At 65.1% G+C, this 21,675-nt stretch carries 20 protein-coding genes; 11 read left to right on the forward strand and 9 right to left on the reverse strand.

Going from position 1 to position 21,675, the window contains the following annotated elements; genetic code table 11:
• Window positions 1–121 precede the first annotated feature (121 nt).
• Window positions 122–910 (forward strand): histidinol-phosphatase, encoded by a 789-nt coding sequence (gene hisN, locus RIN79_RS11515; RefSeq protein WP_375165919.1) that lies wholly within the window; start codon window positions 122–124, stop codon window positions 908–910.
• 9 nt (window positions 911–919) lie between these two features.
• On the opposite strand, the gene RIN79_RS11520 is transcribed toward hisN, so the two are convergent.
• Both RIN79_RS11520 and RIN79_RS11525 read right to left on the reverse strand, forming a co-directional pair.
• Window positions 920–1,891: an alpha/beta hydrolase gene (locus RIN79_RS11520; protein ID WP_309084795.1), complete on the reverse strand. Its 972-nt coding sequence runs from the start codon at window positions 1,889–1,891 to the stop codon at window positions 920–922.
• Between the two features lie 190 nt (window positions 1,892–2,081).
• Window positions 2,082–2,291 carry a hypothetical protein gene (locus tag RIN79_RS11525; protein ID WP_309084796.1) on the reverse strand — a complete coding sequence of 70 codons (210 nt, stop codon included), beginning with the start codon at window positions 2,289–2,291 and terminating at the stop codon, window positions 2,082–2,084.
• On the opposite strand from RIN79_RS11525, the gene RIN79_RS11530 reads away from it, so the two are divergent.
• Entirely contained in the window at window positions 2,290–2,763 is a 474-nt protein-coding gene (locus RIN79_RS11530) for an Hsp20 family protein (RefSeq protein WP_309084797.1), read from the forward strand. The genes RIN79_RS11525 and RIN79_RS11530 overlap by 2 nt on opposite strands.
• A gap of 56 nt (window positions 2,764–2,819) precedes the next feature.
• Here RIN79_RS11530 and RIN79_RS11535 read toward each other — a convergent pair whose 3' ends face one another.
• Window positions 2,820–3,878 (reverse strand): threonine aldolase family protein, encoded by a 1,059-nt coding sequence (locus RIN79_RS11535; protein ID WP_375165920.1) that lies wholly within the window; start codon window positions 3,876–3,878, stop codon window positions 2,820–2,822.
• 472 nt (window positions 3,879–4,350) lie between these two features.
• Here RIN79_RS11535 and gltB point away from each other — a divergent pair, with 472 nt between their 5' ends.
• The 5 genes from gltB (at window position 4,351) to RIN79_RS11560 (ending at window position 11,590) form a co-directional block, all read left to right on the forward strand.
• Entirely contained in the window at window positions 4,351–9,075 is a 4,725-nt protein-coding gene (gene gltB, locus RIN79_RS11540; protein ID WP_309084798.1) for a glutamate synthase large subunit, read from the forward strand.
• 57 nt (window positions 9,076–9,132) lie between these two features.
• Complete coding sequence (locus RIN79_RS11545; RefSeq protein ID WP_309084799.1) at window positions 9,133–9,399, forward strand: AbrB/MazE/SpoVT family DNA-binding domain-containing protein; 267 nt, start codon at window positions 9,133–9,135, stop codon at window positions 9,397–9,399.
• Window positions 9,396–9,797: a type II toxin-antitoxin system VapC family toxin gene (locus tag RIN79_RS11550; protein WP_309084800.1), complete on the forward strand. Its 402-nt coding sequence runs from the start codon at window positions 9,396–9,398 to the stop codon at window positions 9,795–9,797. Before RIN79_RS11545 ends, RIN79_RS11550 begins: the two co-directional genes overlap by 4 nt.
• Window positions 9,798–10,034: a DUF433 domain-containing protein gene (locus RIN79_RS11555; protein ID WP_309084801.1), complete on the forward strand. Its 237-nt coding sequence runs from the start codon at window positions 9,798–9,800 to the stop codon at window positions 10,032–10,034.
• A gap of 101 nt (window positions 10,035–10,135) precedes the next feature.
• On the forward strand, window positions 10,136–11,590 hold the full coding sequence (locus tag RIN79_RS11560; protein ID WP_309084802.1) for a glutamate synthase subunit beta: 1,455 nt from the start codon (window positions 10,136–10,138) through the stop codon (window positions 11,588–11,590).
• A 5-nt stretch (window positions 11,591–11,595) separates the two neighbouring features.
• On the opposite strand, the gene RIN79_RS11565 is transcribed toward RIN79_RS11560, so the two are convergent.
• Both RIN79_RS11565 and RIN79_RS11570 read right to left on the reverse strand, forming a co-directional pair.
• The gene (locus RIN79_RS11565; protein WP_309084803.1) at window positions 11,596–12,831 is read right to left on the reverse strand and encodes a DUF459 domain-containing protein; all 1,236 of its coding nucleotides are present in this window, start codon (window positions 12,829–12,831) and stop codon (window positions 11,596–11,598) included.
• A gap of 10 nt (window positions 12,832–12,841) precedes the next feature.
• The gene (locus RIN79_RS11570; RefSeq protein ID WP_309084804.1) at window positions 12,842–14,062 is read right to left on the reverse strand and encodes a lytic murein transglycosylase; all 1,221 of its coding nucleotides are present in this window, start codon (window positions 14,060–14,062) and stop codon (window positions 12,842–12,844) included.
• 196 nt (window positions 14,063–14,258) lie between these two features.
• Between RIN79_RS11570 and galU the strand changes: the two genes are divergently transcribed.
• Entirely contained in the window at window positions 14,259–15,134 is an 876-nt protein-coding gene (gene galU, locus RIN79_RS11575) for a UTP--glucose-1-phosphate uridylyltransferase GalU (RefSeq protein ID WP_309084805.1), read from the forward strand.
• Window positions 15,135–15,144: 10 nt separating this feature from the next.
• Here galU and RIN79_RS11580 read toward each other — a convergent pair whose 3' ends face one another.
• Window positions 15,145–16,755 (reverse strand): outer membrane beta-barrel protein, encoded by a 1,611-nt coding sequence (locus tag RIN79_RS11580; RefSeq protein ID WP_309084806.1) that lies wholly within the window; start codon window positions 16,753–16,755, stop codon window positions 15,145–15,147.
• A 178-nt stretch (window positions 16,756–16,933) separates the two neighbouring features.
• Between RIN79_RS11580 and RIN79_RS11585 the strand changes: the two genes are divergently transcribed.
• A complete protein-coding gene (locus RIN79_RS11585; protein ID WP_309084807.1) occupies window positions 16,934–17,926 on the forward strand; it encodes a KpsF/GutQ family sugar-phosphate isomerase in 993 nt (330 codons plus the stop codon).
• A 2-nt stretch (window positions 17,927–17,928) separates the two neighbouring features.
• On the opposite strand, the gene RIN79_RS11590 is transcribed toward RIN79_RS11585, so the two are convergent.
• From RIN79_RS11590 to RIN79_RS11600, 3 genes are all read right to left on the reverse strand, one after another.
• On the reverse strand, window positions 17,929–18,390 hold the full coding sequence (locus RIN79_RS11590; RefSeq protein WP_309084808.1) for an NfeD family protein: 462 nt from the start codon (window positions 18,388–18,390) through the stop codon (window positions 17,929–17,931).
• 12 nt (window positions 18,391–18,402) lie between these two features.
• The gene (locus tag RIN79_RS11595) at window positions 18,403–19,371 is read right to left on the reverse strand and encodes an SPFH domain-containing protein (protein ID WP_309084809.1); all 969 of its coding nucleotides are present in this window, start codon (window positions 19,369–19,371) and stop codon (window positions 18,403–18,405) included.
• A gap of 368 nt (window positions 19,372–19,739) precedes the next feature.
• Complete coding sequence (locus RIN79_RS11600) at window positions 19,740–20,225, reverse strand: RidA family protein (protein WP_309084810.1); 486 nt, start codon at window positions 20,223–20,225, stop codon at window positions 19,740–19,742.
• Between the two features lie 173 nt (window positions 20,226–20,398).
• Between RIN79_RS11600 and RIN79_RS11605 the strand changes: the two genes are divergently transcribed.
• Window positions 20,399–21,112, forward strand: coding sequence for a TetR/AcrR family transcriptional regulator C-terminal domain-containing protein (locus RIN79_RS11605; protein ID WP_309084811.1), 714 nt, complete (start codon window positions 20,399–20,401; stop codon window positions 21,110–21,112).
• Between the two features lie 204 nt (window positions 21,113–21,316).
• The coding region (locus tag RIN79_RS11610) for a hypothetical protein (RefSeq protein WP_309084812.1) at window positions 21,317–21,675 on the forward strand (359 nt) is incomplete at its 3' end.

Consider the following 21,675-nt stretch of genomic DNA (forward strand, 5'->3'; position numbering starts at 1 on the left):
AATTGTCAAGTCTTCATACTAATTCCGCGCCGAAAATTGAGTGGATAACCTCAAGCTGTAGCTCCTTTGCCACAGGTTATCTCGCCATCCTGTTTCCTCCAGTCCGGAAAATAGCCCAGCCATGAACGCCATGCTCCAAGAGCCCACGCCTGAATTCATGCGCCAAGTCGCCGCCGCCGCGGCGGCCGAGACCTTGCCGCGCTTTCGCCAGGGTGGTGACATCATCAACAAGCGCGAGGCGGGCTTCGACCCGGTGACGGAGGCAGACCGCGCGGCAGAGCAGGCGATCCGACGCCTCATCCGGGAAAGCTTTCCCGACCACGGAATAGTCGGCGAGGAGTTCGGAGTGGAGAATGGGGACAGGAGCCATGTCTGGGTGATCGACCCGATCGACGGCACGCGCGCCTTCATCTCCGGCCTGCCCCTATGGGGAACGCTCGTCGGGCTCACCATCGATGGGAGTGCGGTTGCGGGGATGATGTCGCAGCCTTTCACGGGCGAACTCTACTATGCCAATGCAAGCGGCGCCTATTACGAGGGGCCGGGGGGCGCGCGCCGGCTGGCTGTGCGGCGGACGACCGCCCTGCGGGATGCCACGCTCTGCACCACCACGCCGGGCCTTTTCGACGGGCGGCGCCGGGCGCTCTATGATCGCGTCGAGGAGGCGGTTCGCCTGCCGCGCTACGGCACCGACTGCTATGCCTATGCGATGCTGGCCGCCGGCCATGTGGATCTTGTCATCGAGTGCGGCTTGCAGCCCTATGACATCGTCGCCCTGATCCCCATCGTGGAGAAGGCGGGCGGCCTCGTCACCACCTGGGAGGGCGGGGCGGCGGAGGCAGGCGGCGACATCATCGCTGCGGCCACGCCGGAACTGCATGCGAGAGCGCTCGAATTTCTCCAGGGCTGAGGCGCGACTTCAGTAGCCGGAGGATTCCTGGGTAAGCAGCCCGCTCTCGGCCGGCTTGGCGAAGGCCTCGAAGGCGGCAAGCGCCTGCTCACGGAAGAAGTCGGCCTCCTGCAGAATTTCGTGCCGCGCGCCGTCGATGGTGAGGACTTTACCGGAGCGCAGGCCCCGCGCGTAGCGCTCGACCATGGGCGTGGAGACGACTTGATCCCGGCCGGCGGCGAGGAAGAGAATGGGCAGGCGGATGCTCGCCTTGAAATCGGGATCCGAGACGGTTCTTGCCGCCGCCCAGGCGCCGTTCAGCCACGCCGCCGTCGGGCCTCCGACAAAGAGCTCAGGAAAGGCGCGGACCAGCGCCTGATTGCGCTCGTAGCGCGCCAAGTCGCTCGTCAGTGCGTTGGGCTGGAAAGGCACTTCCTTGCCGCGCCTGCCGTGCCCGGCAACATACATGCGGCCCAGCCCCAAGGCACAAAGGGTTTTGGCAAGCCCTTTTGCGAGGCGCAGGGGCAGCGGCGTATGGATTTCCAGCAGGGGCGCGATCAGCACCATGCGCCGCACGCGATTGACGAGATCCGGCGTGGCGAGCAGCGCGATCAGCGCGCCGGTGGAATGGCCGAGCACGGTAAAAGGCGGGCGGCAATCCGGCAGCACCACATCGCGGAAGAATTGGTCGAGGTCCGAGACATAGTCGTTGAAGCTTCTGACATGACCCTTCATGGGGTCGCGCAGCAGCCGGTCGGAGCCGCCCTGGCCTCGCCAATCGAGCGCGGCGGCGGAAAAGCCGCGCGCCGCAAGATCGCGCACGCTCTCGAAATACTTTTCGATGCATTCGTTGCGGCCCGGCAGGATGACGACCGTTCCGTGATCACCACGCGAAGGAAAGCGCGCATAGCGGATGCGGCGGCCGTCCTTCGCTACCATCATGGCGGCCTCGGCGCCCTCGGGCACGGGGTTTTCCGGGATTTCGCGAAGCAGGTCGGTCATTGCAGATAAGGCCAGGCGGAACGGTGCTTGCGTCCGGTGATAGAGACCGGCTTCGGCAAAAGCAAAGGATTTGGCGGGGAAGAGCATACCGGAGGCGGCTTGGCCGCCTCCGGCTGCTCCGGACCGATGGAAGGGACGGATGCATACGGTCCGGAAGGTCACATGCATCCTAGCCCTTGCTCCCTGAACGTCAGGCGAAGGCGGCGTTCAGATTGCGTTCATATTTTGAAGCCTCGGGGCGCCGGGGCGAGCTGGCCGCCGCCTTGAACAGGCGGTCAAAAATACCCAGATAATTGCTGCGGCCGCCACTCACGGGGCCGTGGCCACCTGAGGAAATGCCGAGATCGGGTTTCCGGCGATGGCCAAACGCAACTTGTTGCTCAACAGGAGGACAGACCATGCGTCATGTCGATTTTTCTCCCCTCTACCGATCGACCGTAGGGTTCGACCGGCTCTTCACCATGCTTGACTCGCTTGGCCAGCTTGACGGCGGCCAGACCTATCCGCCCTACAACATCGAGCGCACGGGCAGCGATGCCTACCGCATCTCCATGGCGGTTGCGGGCTTCTCCGAGGACGACATCTCGGTTGAGGCGCACCGCAATGTGCTTACGATCAAGGGCGAAAAGCGCGACGAGCAGAACGACCAGAACGGCGAAATTCTGTATCGCGGCATCGCCTCCCGCAGCTTCGAGCGGCGCTTCCAGCTCGCCGATCACGTAGAGGTGAGCGGCGCCACGCTGAAGGACGGCCTGCTTCACATCGAGCTGACCCGCAACATCCCCGAGGAGATGAAGCCGCGCCGCATCCCCATCGCGCGCGATTCGAGCGGCGAGGCGAAGCAGATCGAGGCGACCAGGAACGCCGCCTGACCGCAAGCATCGCCATTGCAAAGCGGCGCCTTGGGGCGCCGCTTTTTTATTGCCGTCTACGTGCCGACGATCGCGGCGAACGCGTCCACTTCCTCCGCCATGGTCGCAAATGAGGTGACGAAGCGATAGAGACCTTCGTCGGCCCCGAGCGTCAGCTCCGCATCCTGCGGGACCTTCCAGGGATGGAAGAAGACACCTTTTTCCCGAAGGGACTGCGCCGTGCTCTCCTTCAGGACGGCGAAAACCTCATTCGCCTGCGGCACCCAAGCGAGCCGCGCGCCGGGGGCGTGGCGCAAATGGGTCGCCAGGCGCGCGGCCATGGCGTTGGCATGCGTTGCGTTTCTCAGCCACAGATCGTCGCTGAAATAGGCGTCGAACTGTGCGGCGATGAAGCGCGATTTGGAGAAGAGATGCGCCGCGCGCTTGCGCAGGAAGGGCATGTCGCGGCCCTTCGCCGGGTCCATGACCACGATCGCCTCGGCGCACCAGCAACCGTTCTTGGTGGCGCCGAAGGAAACAATATCCACCCCGCGCTTCCATGTCATCTCGGCGGCAGTGGTCCCGAGTGCGGCGACCGCGTTTGCAAAGCGTGCGCCGTCCATGTGGAGCGGCAGCCGGTGCTTGCGGCAGGTCTCGGCGAGCGCTCCGATTTCGTCGAGGGAATAGACAGTGCCGATTTCCGTGCTCTGGGTGATGGAGACCGCCATCGGCTGGCCGGAATGCACGAACTCTGCCGGAAAGAGCCTAATCGCCTCGTCGAGCGTCTCAGGCGTAATCTGCCCGAGCACCCCGCGCACTCCATGCGTCCGGGCGCCACCCGTCAGGTATTCCGGCGCGCCGCCCTCGTCCTCACGCATATGTGCGTTTTCATGGCAGAAGACCACTCCGCCCGGCCGGTTGAGCATCGCCATGGAAAGGGAATTCGCCGCGGTGCCGGTCGCGACGAAGAAAACCGCCACCTCGCGCTCGAAGATCTCGCAGAACCGTCTTTCCACCTGCCGGTCGAGTTCGCTTGTGCCGTAGGCGGGGGCAATCCCGCGCGAATGGAGCGCCAGCGCCTCGCCTATGGCCGGGTGTGCGCCGGCCCAATTGTCGGATGCGAAATTGATCGCCATGCCTGCCTCGCTGATTGCGCGCACCCTCGCTTGTTGCCCCCGCAGATTCAAGGGCTAAGTAAAAGGTAAACGCAGCGGCCCAGTGGAGCGCCGGATCCGGTCGGGAAGTTGCGGCTGCTGAACGCCGCGCGCAATTTTATTGCGGGCCAGCCACGGAATTTTTGCAATTTCGTATTGTACCGCGCGCGGTTTTCTGGCAATGAGCGAATAGGACAGGAGTGCTGTCTTATTTATCCGGGCATGCGAGGGTCGTATGCGCTATAGTGGCGCGGCGGTCCGGAAGGATGTGCGGAAGGCGGTGCCGAAGGACCCAAGGTCCGGGCATGCCCACGAGAAGGAACGCGCCCGCGGGAGAGGGCAAGCGTTCATCCGGCCATTTCGCAAGAATGCCGACCCGATCCACCGGGTGCGCCGCTACGGGGCCGCCCGCAACTGAACGGCGCCCACGGGCGCCACGACTGGAGGACGAGCGATGACGGAACTGACGCCATCTGTATCGACTGGGCTTCTGCCCGCCGTGCAGGCTGGGGCCGCGGCCGTCAAACGCACGGCCCATGGTGGCATGCCTGACGCGCGGGGACTTTATGACCCCAGCCGCGAGCACGATGCCTGCGGCGTCGGCTTCGTCGCGCATCTGAAAGGGGTGAAATCGCACAGCATCATCGAGGATGGCCTCAAGATGCTGGAAAACCTCACCCATCGCGGCGCTGTTGGTGCGGACCCGCTGGTGGGCGACGGGGCCGGCCTCCTGGCGCAGATCCCCGACCGCTTCTTCCGCGAGGAGATGGCACGGCAGGGTGTGGACCTGCCCCAGCCGGGCCACTATGGCGTCGGCGTCCTTTTCATGCCGCAGGATCCCGCCCTTCGCGCCCATATCGAGGAAGTGATCGCCGATGTCTGCCGTTCGGAAGGCCAGAAGCTCATCGGCTTCCGCGACGTGCCGGTCGATAATTCCTGCCTTTCCGAGGCGCCGAACATCGTCGCCTCCGAACCGGTCCACCGCCAGGTCTTCATCGCGCGCGGCGAGACGATCGCCGATGACGAGGATTTCGAACGGCGGCTCTATATCCTGCGCAAGGTGGTGTCGGGCCGCATCTATGAAGAGACGGGAGGCCGCGACAACGGCTTCTACATCGTCTCGCTTTCGGCGCGCACGGTCGTCTACAAGGGCATGTTCCTGGCTTACCAGCTGGGCGCCTATTACCGCGACCTCAAGGACCCGCGCTTCGAATCCGCGCTGGCGCTGGTGCACCAGCGCTTCTCGACCAACACCTTCCCATCCTGGAAACTGGCACATCCCTACCGCATGGTCGCGCATAACGGCGAGATCAACACGCTGCGCGGCAATGTGAACTGGATGGCGGCGCGCCAGGCCTCGGTGGATTCAGAGCTGTTCGGCAACGACATCTCCAAGCTCTGGCCGATTTCCTACGAGGGCCAGTCGGACACGGCCTGCTTCGACAACGCGCTCGAATTCCTCTACCAGGGCGGCTACCCGCTGGCGCATGCCATGATGATGCTCATCCCCGAGGCCTGGGCCGGCAACAAGCTGATGAGCCCCGAGCGTAAGGCCTTCTACGAGTATCACGCGGCGCTCATGGAGCCATGGGATGGTCCGGCCGCCGTGGCCTTCACGGACGGACGGCAGATCGGCGCCACGCTGGACCGCAACGGGTTGCGTCCGGCACGCTATGTCGTCACGGACGATGATCGCGTGATCCTGTCCTCGGAAGCCGGCGCGCTCGCGGTGCCGGAGGAAAAGGTCGTCACAAAGTGGAGGCTGCAGCCCGGCCGCATGCTGCTGATCGACCTTGAGAAGGGGCGCATCGTTTCCGACGACGAGCTGAAGGCCGAGCTTGCTGCCAAGCACCCCTTCCAGCAGTGGCTGAGCAACACGCAGCTCATTCTCGAAGAGCTGAAGCCCGTGGCCCCCCGCGCGCTGCGCCAGGACGTCTCGATGCTCGACCGGCAGCAGGCCTTCGGCTACACGCAGGAGGATGTGCGCCTCCTGATGCCGCCCATGGCCACGACCGGCCAGGAGGGAGTCGGCTCCATGGGCACCGACACGCCCATCTCGGCGATGTCCGACAAGCCGAAACTGCTCTACACCTATTTCAAGCAGAACTTCGCGCAGGTCACCAACCCGCCGATCGACCCGATTCGCGAGGAGCTGGTGATGAGCCTCGTCTCCTTCATCGGCCCGCGGCCGAACATCTTCGACCTGGTCGGCAATTCACGCCGCAAGCGGCTTGAGGTGCGCCAGCCGATCCTGACCAATGGCGATCTCGAGAAGATCCGCTCCATCGGCCATACCGAGGACCGGTTCGACACCAAGACGCTGGACGTCACCTATTCCTCGCTTGAAGGCGCGGCAGGCCTCGCCGGCGCGCTGGACCGGCTCTGCGAGCGGGCGGAGGCGGCGGTTGCCGGCGGCTACAACATCATCATCCTGTCCGACCGACAGATCGGGCCGGACCGCATCGCCATCCCCATGCTGCTCGCCACGGCCGCGGTGCATCACCACCTGATCCGCAAGGGCCTCAGGACCTCGGTCGGCCTTGTCGTGGAATCGGGAGAGCCGCGCGAAGTCCATCATTTCTGCTGCCTGGCTGGCTACGGCGCCGAGGCGATCAACCCCTATCTTGCCTTCGACACGCTGCTCGACATGCACGCCAAGGGCGATTTCCCGCCAGAGGTCGACGCGAACGAACTGGTCAAGCGCTACATAAAGTCCATCGGCAAGGGCATCCTCAAGGTGATGTCCAAGATGGGCATCTCCACCTATCAGTCCTATTGCGGCGCGCAGATCTTCGACGCGGTGGGCCTTCGTTCGGATTTCGTCCAGCGCTATTTCACCGGCACCGCCACCACGATCGAGGGCGTCGGGCTGGAGGAGATCGCCGAAGAGACGGTGGCGCGCCACCGGGCCGCCTTCAGCGACGATCCAGTCCTGCGCACCGCCCTTGAGGTGGGCGGCGAATACAATTACCGCATGCGCGGCGAGGACCATGTCTGGACGCCGGACGCCGTCGCCACGCTGCAGCACGCCGTGCGCAGGAAATCCTGGGAAACCTATCAGGAGTTCTCCAACCTCATCAATGGCGAGGCTGCCCGGGCCAAGACAATCCGCGGCCTGTTCCATATCAGGACGGCGGCCGATGCCGGCAGGAAGCCGGTGCCGATCGAGGAGGTCGAGCCCGCGGCGGAGATCGTGAAGCGCTTCTCCACCGGCGCCATGTCCTTCGGTTCCATCTCCAGGGAGGCGCATACCACGCTGGCGCGCGCCATGAACGCCATCGGCGGCAAGTCGAACACCGGCGAAGGCGGCGAGGAATCGGACCGCTTCCTGCCGCTGCCCGACGGCTCTGCCAATCCGGAGCGCTCGGCCATCAAGCAGGTGGCGAGCGGGCGCTTTGGCGTGACGGCGGAGTATCTCGTCAACTCCGACATGATGCAGATCAAGGTGGCGCAGGGAGCCAAGCCGGGCGAGGGCGGGCAGCTGCCCGGCCACAAGGTGGATGCGACCATCGCCAAGGTGCGCCATTCGACGCCCGGCGTCGGCCTCATCTCGCCGCCGCCACACCACGACATCTATTCGATCGAGGATCTGGCGCAGCTCATCTTCGACCTGAAGAACGTCAACCCGGCGGCCGACGTGTCGGTGAAGCTCGTGTCCGAGGTGGGCGTCGGCACCGTGGCCGCGGGCGTCGCCAAGGCGCGCGCCGATCACATTACCATTGCCGGCTTTGACGGCGGTACCGGCGCTTCGCCGCTCACCTCCATCAAGCATGCCGGCAGCCCCTGGGAGATGGGACTTGCCGAGACGCACCAGACCCTGGTGCTGAACGGTCTGCGCAGCAGAGTGGCGCTGCAGGTGGACGGCGGGCTGCGCACCGGGCGCGATGTCATCATCGGCGCGCTTCTGGGCGCCGACGAGTTCGGCTTCTCCACTGCGCCGCTCATCGCGGCCGGCTGCATCATGATGCGCAAGTGTCACCTGAATACCTGCCCGGTGGGGGTTGCGACGCAGGATCCCGTGCTGCGCAAGCGCTTCAAGGGTACGCCGGAACACATCATCAACTACTTCTTCTACGTGGCGGAAGAAGTGCGGCAAATCCTGGCCGAGATGGGCTTCCGCAGGATTGACGAGATCGTCGGCCAGTCGGACCTGCTCGAAAAACGGGCGATGATCCAGCACTGGAAGGCGAAGGGCCTGGACTTCTCCCGCGTCTTCTTCAAGCCTGAGGCTGCGCGAGACGCGATCCGCTGGACAGAGCGCCAAAAACATCCGATCGACGATGTGCTCGACCGCAACCTGATTGCCGCGGCCATGCCGGCGCTCGAAAGGAAGGAGCCGGTATCGCTCGAGTTCGAGATCTGCAACACCGACCGCACCACGGGCGCGATGCTCTCGGGCGAGGTGGCAAAGCGCTTCCGCCACAAGGGGCTGAAGGACGACACGATCTCAGTGCGTTTCACAGGCACGGCCGGCCAGTCCTTCGGCGCGTTCTTATCGCGCGGCATCTCCTTCGAGCTCGAGGGCGACGCCAACGACTATGTCGGCAAGGGGCTTTCGGGCGGGCGAATCGTCATCAAGCCGTCGGACAAGGCGAAGATCGTGCCGGAGAAGTCGATCATCGTCGGCAATACGGTGCTCTATGGCGCCATCGAGGGCGAATGCTATTTCCGTGGCGTGGCGGGCGAGCGCTTCGCGGTGCGCAACTCTGGCGCCGTCGCCGTCGTCGAAGGCGTGGGCGACCATGGCTGCGAATACATGACCGGCGGCCTCGTCGTCGTGCTCGGCCAGACCGGCCGCAACTTCGCTGCGGGTATGTCCGGCGGCGTCGCCTATGTGCTCGACGAGCAGGGGGATTTCGCCGAGCGCTGCAACATGGCGATGGTCGAGCTGGAGCCCGTGCCCGAGGAGGACGACATCCTCGAAAAGCTGCATCATCACGGTGGCGACCTGGCGCATATGGGCCGGGTGGATGTCTCCGGCGACATGACGCGGCACGACGAGGAGCGTTTGGCGCACCTCATCTCCAACCACTACCGCTATACGGGTTCGGAGCGGGCTCGCACCATCCTCGACAATTGGGCGGACTACCGGCCGAAATTCCGCAAGGTGATGCCGGTCGAATACCGCCGCGCGCTCGAGGAGATGGAGCGCATGCGCATGGGCATCGCCGCGGAGTAAGGTTGAAAATCGAAGGTAGCTGTCATATGCTACAGGCATATGACAGCGGAGGCGCGCATGAACGTACATCAGCACGACGACGAAAAGCGGGTCGTCCGGGTGTTTCAGAACGGGCGCAGCAAAGCGGTACGGATTCCCAAAGAATGGGAGTTTGCGGCGGATACTGTGGTCATGAGGCAGCTTCCAGACGGCAGTATCATGATCAGAACGGGAGCCACGGCTGGACTTGTCGCTTATCTGAAGAACGCTGAGCCATGGACCGGCGGCGACTTCATAGAAGATGACCGTCATCTGCCGCCGCTCGATGATGTCGAGTTTCCATGAAGTATCTTCTGGATACCAATATCATTTCGAATCTCGTCATTGAGCCCCAAGGCCGCGCTGCCCAAAAGCTCGAGGCGGTCGGTGAAGGAAACGTCTTCACAAGCGTAATTGCGCATGCCGAGCTCATGTTCGGCGTGCGCAAGCGCGGCTCGTCCGAACTGGCGCGCAAAGTGGGCAACGTTGTCTATCGGTTGTACGTGGACCCCTTCGCGCCGCCCGCGGACAGCCACTACGCTGAAATACGGTTGGAATTGGAGCGTCGCGGAGAAATTATCGGTCCAAACGACCTCCTGATCGCGGCGCATGCGCTGGCGGTGGATGCGACGCTGGTGACGGACAACGTGAAGGAATTTTCCCGGGTTCCGGGATTGAGGGTTGAAAACTGGTTGCGGGCCTGAATGGGTTGGAAGGTGACTAATACGTGTATCGTATGCGACCGGGAAGTGATGTTCGGAAAGCCGACCGTGCGCGGTACGCGCATAACCGTGGAGCATATCCTGCGTATGGCTGCTGGAGGCCATTCGGAGTTGGAAATCGTTGATCAGCACCCCCGTCTCACGATCGAGGATGTCCGCGCCGCTTTCAAATATGCGGCTGACGATATCGCTCCATGGCGTATCGAGGCGGCGGAGTGAGTGCAGGCCCAACAGAGTGGAAGCCGAGCGCACCAGGCGGCGGCCTCCAGTGAAGCGGTAAGAACAAGACGCGGTCAACCGCGTCAGGACAAGGAACGAGCATGGGCAAGGTTACAGGCTTTCTGGAGATCGACCGGCAGGAGAACAAGTACCAGCCGGCATCCGACCGCATCCGGCATTTCCGCGAGTTCACGATCCCGATGTCGGAGCAGGAGGTCGCCAAACAGGCCGCCCGATGCATGGACTGCGGCATCCCGTACTGCCACGGCCCTACAGGCTGCCCCGTGCACAACCAGATCCCAGACTGGAACGACCTCGTCTACCAGGGCGATTGGGAAGAGGCGATCCGCAATCTCCACTCCACCAATAATTTCCCTGAGTGGACCGGCCGCATCTGCCCGGCGCCCTGCGAGGAAGCCTGCACACTCAATCTCGAAGACGCGCCGGTCACCATCAAGACCATCGAGCAGGCGATCGGCGACAAAGCCTATGAACTGGGCTTCGTGCGCCCCCAGCCGGCGGAGAAGAAGACGGGCAGGCGCGTCGCCGTCATCGGCTCGGGGCCGGCGGGCATGGCCGCCGCCCAGCAGCTCGGCCGCGCCGGCCATGAGGTGCATGTCTACGAGCGCGAAAGCCGCCCGGGCGGGCTGATGCGCTACGGGATCCCGGATTTCAAGATCGAGAAGCGCTATGTCGACCGTCGCGTCGAACAGATGCAGGGGGAGGGTGTCACCTTCTTCTGTGGCGTCAATGTCGGCGTGGACAAGCCCGTGGCCGAGCTGCTCGCCGAATATGATGCGGTGCTCTATTGCGGCGGCTCGGAAAAACCGCGCCCGGCGGGCATTCCTGGTGTCGAGCTCAACGGCGTCTACGACGCGATGCCCTATCTCGTACAGCAGAACCGCCGCATCGGCGGCGAGAACACCCAGTCCGTCGCCTGGGCATCGGAGCCGATCCTCGCCAGCGGCAAGCATGTGGTCGTAGTCGGCGGCGGCGATACGGCTTCGGACTGCATCGGCACCGCCTTCCGTCAGGGTGCAGTGCGGGTGACGCAGCTCGACATCCGTCCGAGGCCGCCGGAGAAGGAGGACAAGCTGACCGTGTGGCCCTACTGGGCGACGAAGATGCGCACCTCCTCCAGCCAGGCGGAAGGCGCCGAGCGCGAGTTCCAGGTCGCGACACTTGAGTTCATCGGCGAGGACGGCCAGCTCACCGGCGTCAAATGCTGCCAAGTGGACGAGAAGCGCAAGCCCATCGCCGGCACGGAATTCGTGATCAGGGCTGACCTCGCCTTCATCGCGATCGGCTTCTCGGGGCCCATGGAAACCGGTGTGACGCAGGAGCTCCAGGGTTCGCTCGCCACCACCGTCGATCGCCGCAACTCGACCAATGTGGTCGCCAACGATCGCGACTACCGGACGAGCGTGGACAGGCTGTTCGCCGCCGGCGACGTGCGGCGCGGCCAATCGCTGGTGGTCTGGGCGATCCGCGAGGGGAGGCAGGCGGCGCGCGCCATCGACGAGTTCCTGATGGGAAGCACCGTCCTACCGGGATAGGCGCTTTACGGCCGGATCGCCGTCGTCGTCTCCCGGTCCGCCGCTGCATTCGACGGCGCGGGCTGGCGCAGCGAGAAATCGTCGGCGCGCCCGGGCTTCGGCTTTGGCTCCGGGTCGGGCGAAGCCGCCGGCGGCGGTGCGCCTCCAAGCAACTCGCTGCCGCCGTCCAGTTCCGGGCCGGCAAGCGAGATTGGCTGCGTGCGTGTAAGATCAAGGGGTGTGGCAGAGGCCACTCCGGGCTGCGGCGCGGCGGCCACACCCGGTTGCCCGCTGTCCGGCGAAACAGCCGTTCCCAAAATCTTGCTCACCGGCTTTTCGACGTAGAAGGCGACCTTGCGCTTGCCCGCCTCGGTCAGATTGATGCCATCGCTGGAGCGCAGCCGCACCGGCTGCCCGTTCATATCCGGGCCCGTCGAGAGGAAGGCGCCGTTCTCGTCGACAAACCCTTCCCAGATATCCACAAAGGTGCCGCCGGCGCTCTCCGCGGCCTGCTTGTAGATATCGTTGAAGGCCAGCATGTCGGACGACATGCTGGGCGATTTGAAGGACGGCACGCCTGTCCAGACGAGCGGAACGCCCGCCGATTTCACGCTGTTTGCAAAAGCCGTCGCACGGCGGGCATATTCGGTGCGCCAGGCCTCAGTCTGGGGCCGTTCGGATTCTCCGTTGACGTTTAGCTGCTGCCGGTCGTTGGAGCCGATCATGACCACCACCACCGCCGGCTTCACCTCCTCGACGATGCCGCCGATTTCGCCGTTCCAGTCGTAGTAATCATCGCGCACAAAGCCGGAGGAGCCGTTGCTGCGGTCGACCACGCGGACACCCGGCGCATCGGCATAGGCGGCCTCCAATCCCTCGGCCAGGCCGCTCGCGAGAAAATCGCCGACCACCAGGACAACACGCGCGTCCTCACTCTTCTCCACCACGGGAGCTGGCTTCGGTTCGGCGGCGGCCCGGCGCGTGCTCCGCGCGGCCGGAGCGCTTCTGCGCGCGCGCTGCTCGCGCGCGACCGGCGCCCCGCGGCGGGGCCGCACGACCCGCCTCTGCCTGGGCGGAGGCGGCAAGGCTTCGCGCGGGGGCGGGCCGCCAAACAGGCGATCGAAGAAGGTCTGGCGGCGGATCAACTCCTGGGCGGAAGCGGGATCCGGCAGCACGGAAAGGACGCTCGAGACCACCGCCAGGCCGAAAACGGCGAGCCATGGCCGCAGAAAGCGATTTCTCCGTTGCCCGCCTGCGGCCATTCTCTTCTCCTCAGCGGCCTCTCAGCACGTTCAGCACTTCCTTGCTGGGATGGCCGTCCTGCGCCAGGCCCATGCGCGACTGGAAGGCCCTGATCGCCTCGCGCGACCCCTGGCCGACCTTGCCGTCAATCTCGCCTTCGTAATAGCCGAGAGCGCCCAGCCGCTGCTGCAGTTCCTGCGTCTCCTGGAAGGAGAGGCGCTGGAACGGGCGGTTCCAGTCACGCACGAGGCCGCCATAGCCGGCTATCTGGTCCGCGAGGAGGCCGACGGCAAGGGCGTATTTGTCGGAGTTGTTGTAACGTTTGATGACGAAGAAGTTCCTGGTCATCAGGAATGCAGGGCCGGCGCGGCCGTCCGGCACCTTGAGTTCGGCGTTGCGGCCGGGGGAGGGGAAGGCCTTGCCGTTGGCGCGCACGACGCCGATGGACGCCCAGCGGCTGAGCGACATCGAGCCGCCGGGGAATTTGCGGCCTTCCGGCAGCATCACCTCGTAGCCCCAGGTCTCGCCCGACTGCCAGCCATTCTTGCGCAGAAGATTGGCCGCGGAGGCCAGCGCGTCGGGCACCGAGTTCCAGATGTCGCGCCGCCCGTCGCGGTCCATATCCACCGCATAGGCTTGATAGCTCGTCGGGATGAACTGGGTGTGCCCCATGGCGCCCGCCCAGGAACTGGTGAGGTGGCGCTCGGAGACGTCTCCGCGCTCGAGGATTTTCAGCGCCGCGATGAGCTGCGTGCGGGCGAACTTGGCGCGCCGCGAGTCGGCATAGGCAAGCGTCGCCAGGGAGCGTGGGAGGCTGCGCATCACGCGGTCATTGGCGAGTGCGGCGCCGTAATTCGACTCGATCGACCAGATGGCCAGCAGGATGTGGCGATCAACGCCGAACTGGCGCTCGATGCGGTCCAGCCAGGGGCCCCACTGACGCGCCATCTGCCGCCCGGTCGCGACCGTATTCTCGTTGACCCTGTTATCGAAATATTCCCAAGCCTCGTTGCGGAACTCGGGCTGAAAGCGGGCCTTCTCCAGCACCTCCGGGTCGGGCTCCGTCACGCCGCGGAAGGCGCGGTCGTAGGTCGCGCCGGAAATGCCGTTCTGGGTCGCGACCGAGCGGAATTCGGCGACCCAGCGCCTGAATCCGGCGTCGGCCGAGGACGCCTGTATCCCGGCCGCCAAGAGGGCGGCGGACAGAACAAGCTTCGCGGCGAAGCGGAATACGGCCTTTTGTGCAATCATTCGAAACCTCCATCCGGCACTTTGGACGGAATTATGGCCAGTTGCGGTTAGGAAAGGGTTTACCATATAAGCCGTTCCACGGCTTCACCAACCGGGCGGCACCTTTTTTCTTGCCGAATTTGGTGCAGGAACCGCCAGCCCATTTCAGCATTGTCCGAAGCCTTTCGCACGTCAAGCGATCTTGAGGGGACCCTGAATGAAGAAGATCCGCAAAGCCGTCTTTCCGGTTGCAGGCCTGGGCACCCGGTTCCTGCCCGCGACCAAGGCGCTGCCCAAGGAGATGCTGACGGTCGTCGACAGACCCGTGATCCAGTATGTGGTGGACGAGGCGCGCGAGGCGGGGATCGAGCACTTCATATTCGTCACCGGGCGCAACAAGACCGCGATCGAAGATCATTTCGATGTGGCCGTGGAGCTCTATGACACGCTTTCGCGGCGCGGGAAAAACGAGATCCTCGAGCGGCTGAAGTCGATGCAGCCGCAGCCGGGCGAGACGAGCTATACGCGTCAGCAGGTTCCCCTGGGTCTTGGCCATGCCGTCTGGTGTGCGCGCGAGCTGGTCGGCAACGAGCCCTTCGCGCTGCTCCTGCCGGACATGATCATGCAGTCCGAGCCCGGCTGCATGAAGCAGATGGTGGAGCTTTACGAGGAGACGGGCGGCAATGTGCTGGCCGTCGAGGAATGCGATCCCTCCGAGACGCACAAATACGGCATCGTCGGGCGCGGCAGGGACGCGCATACGGGTTTCGAGATCACATCCATGGTGGAAAAGCCGAAGCCGGAGGACGCGCCGTCCCCCTTCTACATCAACGGCCGCTATATCCTGCAGCCGGAAATCTTCTCGCTTCTGGAGAACCAGGAGACGGGCGCCGGCGGCGAGATCCAGATCACCGATGCCATGCTGCGCCTCCATGCGGAGCAGCCGTTCTACGCGCATATCTACCGTGGCAGCACATTCGACTGCGGCTCGCCGGAAGGCTTCATCAAGGCGAACATCGCGCTTGCCCTGAAGGACGAGACGCTCAGGCCGAATGTGGCCAGCTTCATGCAGGACCTCCTGCAGAAGGCGTAGCAGGCGCTTCTCAGCGCTGCAGCGTCACGCCGGCAAAGAAGCTGGTCGCATCGTAATCACGGCCGGGCAGGCTGCTCGTCTGGCGCTCGTGCCGCGCCCGCCCGGTCAGGCCCGCATAGCGGTTGAGCCACCAGGTCACCGCCGCCTCGCCGGAGAGGATCAGGTCGTGGCCGCCGGAGGCATAGTCGCGGTAGCTTGCGCCAAGGGCCAGGCTGCCGGTCAGGTTCGAGCGCATCTGGCGCTCGATGCGCAATGTGCCCGCATGAAGCAGGGAGCCGCTTTCGCCGGCGCTCGTCGTTCCCTCGACCGTGGTGTTGGCGTTGAGGCTGACGATGGTGCCGCGCATGGGGGACCAGCTTAGGCTTGCCGCCAGGGCAAGTCCGGAGATGGTGCGGAGCCGGTCGTCCTCGAAATCCTCGCCGAGCCAGCCGACCGACACCTCGCCATTCAGCTTTTCGGAAAGGTCGAGCGCCACGCCGGCACGCGCGCCGAGCCGCAGCGAGGAGCGGGCAAAGCCGGCGCTGTCGCGCTCCTCGTCATAGAAGCGGCGGCCCGCCTCCATTTCGAGGAACGGCATGAGTGCGGGCGACAGCTCGTAACCGCCGCGCAATCTCAAGAGAGCGAGGGTGGAGTTGCGGTCGGACTGCGACAGGGTACCGCCGCCGATCAGCTCCGCATCGCCATACTGGTTGCGCGAGATCTCTCCGGTTGCGCGCAGACGCAGCGGGCCGAGCGCCTTCTCGAGGCCCGCCGATGCATTGATCGTGTGCCGCAGCGGCTGATCCTCCACCCCGGCGATGCTGACGGGCGAGGAGGCGCCCTCGCGGCCGAAGGAATAGCTCAGCGCAGCACGGCCGATGAGGCTGTGCGTAATGTCGATCTCCAGATCGGCATCCGCGCCTCCCTCCGCCTCCTCCACTTCCTCGCCGGAAAGCGATTTGCGGAAGGTGCCGAAGGCATTGATTGTCGCCTGGTGGCGCGTCCAGTCGGAGACCGCGTTGAGGCGCAGGTTCGTTTCGGAAAGCACCGCCTCGCCCCCTTCCGGGCTGCTGTCGGCGTTCGAGGTCCAGGTCAGCCCCTGCTCCAGCGTCGGCACCACCACGAATGTGCCCACCCGCAGGCCGAGCGGCTCGTAGGGGTTTTCCTCCCGGAGGAATTCCTCTCCCTCGATCGCAACCTCGCGCTCGTTCAGGCGGCTTGGGAATTCCAGCGCCTCTTCCTCCGCCGCGCTCCTGGCCCGGCCGGGAATGGCCTCCTCGAGCACCTCCTCGTCCTCCGTCTCCTCAGGCTGTTCCGGAGGGGCGGGGTCCGCCGCTTCGCGCCTTTCCTGTTCCCTGTCGGTCGCCGTCGTCGGCGGGTTGCCCGGCACGTCCGGGTCAAGGGGCGAGAAGGGATCGGAGGAAAGATCGGGATCGGGAAATAGGGTGTCGCCTGCATCGTCGTCGGGCAGGGCGCCGGGACTTGCCGGCTGGTAGGTCCCGGAGGGTATGCCGGTCGCGGGCTCCGCGTCCTCGGCCTGCGCGCTGAGCCGGCTTGTTCCGAGCGGGCCGCGCAGTGCATCCTGGGCGGCGGCGGGAAGCGCCGCGACAAGCGCGCACACCGCGCCGGCAAGATACGGCACAGCCCTTCTTCTGCTGAAGCGAACGCGCGACATCGGCACCCAAACGTCTTGCGGCGCAACCGGCGCCAAGGTAACCAAAGCGTAAAGGGCCGTGGTTAATACAAGGTTGAGGGGCGCCGTGCGCTTGCGGGCGCGACACCGATTGGACATGGCGGCGCGAAAGAGGTATGCGCAGGTCATGCTGAAAGCAGTCAAGAAACCGGATGCCGAGAACGCCATCGCGTCCGCCATGCGCACGCTGGAAACCGAGCGGGCGGGAATGGCGGCCCTTGCCGAGGCGCTGGACAACGGCCTTGCCGAACCCTTCGTGGCCGCCGTCGGGATGATCGCCGGCATTTCCGGCCGGGTGATCGTCACGGGGGTGGGCAAGAGCGGCCATATCGGCTCGAAGATCGCCGCTACCCTGGCTTCGACCGGCACGCCCGCCTTCTTCGTCCATCCGGCCGAGGCCAATCACGGCGATCTCGGCATGATCGCGCGCGACGACGCCATCATCGCGCTCTCCTGGTCGGGCGAAAGCGCCGAGCTCAAGGGCATCGTGGCCTATGCTCGCCGCTTTGCGATCCCGCTCATCGCGGTCACCTCCGGGGCGGGATCGGCGCTGGCGCGCGAGGCGAGCGTGGTGCTATGCCTGCCGCGTGTCCAGGAGGCCTGTCCGCACGGGCTGGCGCCCACCACCTCGACCCTCCTGCAGCTTGCCATTGGCGATGCGCTGGCGATCGCCCTCCTCGAGGCGCGCGGCTTCACGCCGGACCACTTCCGCACCTTCCATCCGGGCGGGCAGCTCGGCGCCAACCTCACCCATGTGGGTGACATCATGCATACGGGCGACCGCATCCCCCTGGTGCGCTCCGGCACCGGCATGCGCGCGGCCATCCTGGAAATCTCGCGCAAGGGCTTCGGATGCGTCGGCATCACGGACGGCGACGGCATTCTGATCGGCATCGTCACCGACGGCGACCTGCGCCGGCACATGGACGACGACATTCTTTCGATGACCGTGGACGAGGTGATGACGCGCGGGCCGAAGACGATCCCGCCCGACACGCTCGCCGCAACCGCGCTGCAGATCGTCAATTCCTCCGGCATTTCCGCCCTGATCGTGGTGGAAGGCGGCAAGCCGGTGGGCATCCTCCACCTGCACGATCTCCTGCGCATCGGCGCCGCATAGCGCTAGGCCTGCTCGACCTGCAACTCCCCATCTTTGGCCGCCACGACGCGCACGCGGGCGCCCGCCGGAAGGTCTGGGCCGATCACTCGCCAGACCGTGTCGCCCAGGCGGATGCGGCCGCGGCCTTCGCGGATCGGCTCCTCCAGCGCTGCCGTGCGGCCGACGAGCTGTTCCATGCGGCGGTTGAGGAGCGGCTCGTCCGTTTCCTGGTCGCGGCGCGAATCCATGAGCCGCTTGCCGACATAGGCCGAGACGAGCGAGAGGGCGAGGAAGACGAGCACCTGCACCTGCCAGGTCCAGAACCCCACGTCCCAGAGCTGCAAGGAGAGCGCGCCGGTGAGGACGGCGGCGATGCCGATCCACAGTAGGAACACGCCGGGCACGAGAATTTCCAGCGCCAGGAGGATGAAGCCGAGGAGCATCCAGTTCCACGGCCCGAGCTCCGAGAAGATGCCGATCAGCATCGCCGCCATCCGTCAGGCGCGGTCGGGGCCGGTCGAGGGCGGCCTGGCCGCAGACGGCCGGGGCGAGGCGGGCCGGGGCGCAGGTCTGGTCTCGCCGTCGCCGAAGACGTCGCGCGCGATGGCGCCGATGCCGCCCAGCGAGCCGATCAGCGAGGAGGCCTCGTAGGGCATCAGCACGATCTTGTTGTTGCTGGATGAGCCGATCTTGGCCAGCGCTTCGGTGTATTTCTGCGCAACGAAATAATTCACCGCCTGCACGTCGCCCTTGGCGATGGCCTCGGAGACCACCTGGGTGGCGCGCGCCTCGGCTTCGGCGGCGCGCTCGCGCGCCTCGGCGTCGCGAAAGGCAGCTTCGCGCCGGCCTTCCGCTTCCAGGATCTGTGCCTGCTTGAGCCCCTCCGCCTCCAGGATCTGAGCGCGCTTGTTGCGCTCGGCCATCATCTGGCGGGCCATGGATTCCACCAGATTGGCGGGCGGATTGATGTCCTTGATCTCGACGCGCGTCATCTTGATGCCCCACGGGCTCGCCGCCTCGTCGACGATGCGCAAAAGCCGCTCATTGATGGCGTCGCGGTTGGACAGGAGCTCGTCCAGGTCCATCGAGCCCATCACGGAGCGGATGTTCGTCATGGTGAGGTTCAGGATCGCGTTCTGCAGGCCCGCCACCTGGTAGGCGGCCTGCGGCGCGCTCAGCACCTGGTAGAACGCGACCCCGTCAACGGCGACGATGGCGTTGTCGCGGGTGATGATCTCCTGGGTCGGCACATCCAGCACCTGCTCCATCATGTTCATCCGCGCGCCGATGCGGTCGATGAAGGGCACGATCATGTTGAGGCCGGGGGTCAGCGTGCGGGTATAGCGGCCGAAGCGCTCGACCGTGTAGTTGTGGCCCTGCGGCACCGTCTTGATGCCGGCGAAAAGCAGAAGAAGAACGAGGATGACGAGGACGGGAATAAGAATATCGAAGCCGGAAAAAGACATTGGCGAGCCTCAAGAGCAACTTTGGCCTATGATTTCGCGCCACTCTATCCCAGCGGCGCCCCGGCAGGGAGACGGAAAATTCGGCAATGCTGGACGCCTTCCCGGAAGGGGGCGGCGGAGGCAGGGCGGGTGGAGTGAAAGTTGGGGCTGTTGGTCTGGGGCACTGTGACCGAAGGGCGCGGAATCGCGCCGCATCCCCGCTCGACCGTCGCCGGGCTGCCGGGCGCAACAAGGCATCCGCCGCAAGGGCACGGCCGCCTTAGCAACTTCCTGGGGCGGAGCGGGCGACAGCTGCCCGAGCGGCCGTTCCTTTCATCTCGGATGCGACCGCGGCGGCTCGAAGGGCCGCACCGCGTCCATGGGCGCTCCTATTGCAGAACGACGACGGCCTCCACTTCGAAGAGCATGGGATCGATTGCAAGCTTGGGAACGGGAACGAGCGTCTGTGCCGGCAGCGCGTCGCCGAACATCTTCTTGACGGTCTCGGTCAGCACCCCGAGCTTGGACATGTCGTGGTCGACCACGAAGACCGTGAGCTTGGCGACCTGATCCGGCTTGGCGCCGAGCGCCTCGAGGGCGGTGCCCAGATTTGCATAAGCCTGCTCAACCTGGGCAGCAAAGTCGGGCGACAAGGCGCCCGTGCTGTCTTGGCCGCCCTGTCCGGAGATGTAGGCCACCCGGCCGCCGCTGGGCGCGATCACCGCGGTGCTGTAGCCATTCGGCGTCGGATCATGGAGGCCCTGCGGATTGACGATGGTCAGCTTCACATCCTGCGCATTCGCGGTCCTCGCGGGAATTGCCGTGGCCATGACGATTAAACCTCCTGTGAGCAGATGCGTGATTGCGCGCGCCATGATCTTCTCCCTGGTCCGTTGGCTCTGTGGACCATGAGCGCCAGGCCCGGCACGAATGAGCTTCCGATTGGACGAGGACAGAATTGCATCGTACACTGTACGAGTCAATTGTGCGGATCGACATTCTTTGCGTCGCCGGCCACAATCGGCCTTGGGCGAGGAGAGGACGAGGAATGGCAGTGAAGCGTAGCGGCTCCCGGAGCAGGCGGTCTCCTGCGCGGCTTCAGCCCGTGCAGGAGCGGCGTAGCGACCCGCCGCCTCTTTCCAAGGAGTACATCGCGGCGGCTGCGGTCGAGCTGCTGGATGCGGAGGGAATCGGCGGATTGTCGATGCGGCGGCTGGCCGACCGCCTCGGCTCGGGCGTGATGAGCCTATACTGGCATGTCCACAATAAGGAGGATGTCTTCGATCTGGCGCTCGATTCGGTGCTCGAATATCGCGGGCCGCCACACGCAGCCGAGTCGCGGGACTGGCGCGAGGACGTCGTCCACATGCTCGAAGACTGGCGCGCCAGCATGTTGCGCCATCCCTGGTCGGCATCGCTGTTGCCGCGCCGGGCGCTCGGCCCGAACATCCTCGCTCGCCTGGAACTGCTGGGCAGCACCTTGTCCAGGGCCGGTGTGGCAGACACGGATTTGAACGTCGCGATATGGTCCCTCTGGAACTATGTGATGGGCGCCACCGTCACCCGGGCGAGCTTCGGCCTCTCGGATGAGGACAGGGCTGCCGCGCAGCAGCGCCTTGCCAGCCTCGGCGCGCGCTACCCGACAATCGGACGCTCTCGTCTGCTGTTGGATGACGATTGGGACGGTGCCTTCAGAAAAGGTCTCGATTTCCTGCTGGATGGGCTTGCGCCTCAGCCGCTTACGCCCCGCAGGAGGGGATAGGCGATTTGCACCAGCACTCCCGCCACTCACCAGCGTTGACGATTAGCGGCGATGCTGATGCCGGCGATATCTCCCCCCTTGCGGGGGAGAAAGCGTTTTCCTGCACTTGCGAGTGGGCTTGTCCCCGAGCAAGTGCGTGGAAAACGCAAGAGGGGGGATCCTTCGAACTGATCCTTCGCCCTCGGCCCGCTGGCCATGGAGGGTGTGGATCAAATCGGCCCCGCCGCCTGGATACGCAAAAATAATCTGCAGGAAAAACAAGCTTCTGCACGATTTCTGCTTTTTTTCGCCTGGAAATTTATCCCCACCCCCGGCAGCCCTCTTATCATCCGTCCCATCGCTCTTGCGGGAACCGGATGCGCACCGGGTGTTCGGGAGAGCGGCGGCAACCTCCCCCTCCAGGGATCGGTACCTGGAGGCATGCTGAGGGCCCGCGACAGGCCGGCGGTGCCGGGGCGCAGGTTCGGAGACTGCGTCCTGGAAAAACGGATGCCGGGCCGAAGGAAAAGCCCTAGCGGCTTCTCCGCGGTTTCCGCGATGCTGCTTCACACCCAGCATCCGTT

Source organism: Chelativorans sp., assembly GCF_031180965.1.
Lineage (GTDB): Bacteria > Pseudomonadota > Alphaproteobacteria > Rhizobiales > Rhizobiaceae > Chelativorans.

Coding starts and splice junctions, on each gene's coding strand:
- hisN (WP_375165919.1), top strand. CDS start 122: ATGAACGCCATGCTCCAAGAGCCCACGCCTGAATTCATGCGCCAAGTC.
- RIN79_RS11520 (WP_309084795.1), bottom strand. CDS start 1,891: ATGACCGACCTGCTTCGCGAAATCCCGGAAAACCCCGTGCCCGAGGGC.
- RIN79_RS11530 (WP_309084797.1), top strand. CDS start 2,290: ATGCGTCATGTCGATTTTTCTCCCCTCTACCGATCGACCGTAGGGTTC.
- RIN79_RS11525 (WP_309084796.1), bottom strand. CDS start 2,291: ATGGTCTGTCCTCCTGTTGAGCAACAAGTTGCGTTTGGCCATCGCCGG.
- RIN79_RS11535 (WP_375165920.1), bottom strand. CDS start 3,878: ATGGCGATCAATTTCGCATCCGACAATTGGGCCGGCGCACACCCGGCC.
- gltB (WP_309084798.1), top strand. CDS start 4,351: ATGACGGAACTGACGCCATCTGTATCGACTGGGCTTCTGCCCGCCGTG.
- RIN79_RS11545 (WP_309084799.1), top strand. CDS start 9,133: ATGAACGTACATCAGCACGACGACGAAAAGCGGGTCGTCCGGGTGTTT.
- RIN79_RS11550 (WP_309084800.1), top strand. CDS start 9,396: ATGAAGTATCTTCTGGATACCAATATCATTTCGAATCTCGTCATTGAG.
- RIN79_RS11555 (WP_309084801.1), top strand. CDS start 9,798: ATGGGTTGGAAGGTGACTAATACGTGTATCGTATGCGACCGGGAAGTG.
- RIN79_RS11560 (WP_309084802.1), top strand. CDS start 10,136: ATGGGCAAGGTTACAGGCTTTCTGGAGATCGACCGGCAGGAGAACAAG.
- RIN79_RS11565 (WP_309084803.1), bottom strand. CDS start 12,831: ATGGCCGCAGGCGGGCAACGGAGAAATCGCTTTCTGCGGCCATGGCTC.
- RIN79_RS11570 (WP_309084804.1), bottom strand. CDS start 14,062: ATGATTGCACAAAAGGCCGTATTCCGCTTCGCCGCGAAGCTTGTTCTG.
- galU (WP_309084805.1), top strand. CDS start 14,259: ATGAAGAAGATCCGCAAAGCCGTCTTTCCGGTTGCAGGCCTGGGCACC.
- RIN79_RS11585 (WP_309084807.1), top strand. CDS start 16,934: ATGCTGAAAGCAGTCAAGAAACCGGATGCCGAGAACGCCATCGCGTCC.
- RIN79_RS11590 (WP_309084808.1), bottom strand. CDS start 18,390: ATGCTGATCGGCATCTTCTCGGAGCTCGGGCCGTGGAACTGGATGCTC.
- RIN79_RS11595 (WP_309084809.1), bottom strand. CDS start 19,371: ATGTCTTTTTCCGGCTTCGATATTCTTATTCCCGTCCTCGTCATCCTC.
- RIN79_RS11600 (WP_309084810.1), bottom strand. CDS start 20,225: ATGGCGCGCGCAATCACGCATCTGCTCACAGGAGGTTTAATCGTCATG.
- RIN79_RS11605 (WP_309084811.1), top strand. CDS start 20,399: ATGGCAGTGAAGCGTAGCGGCTCCCGGAGCAGGCGGTCTCCTGCGCGG.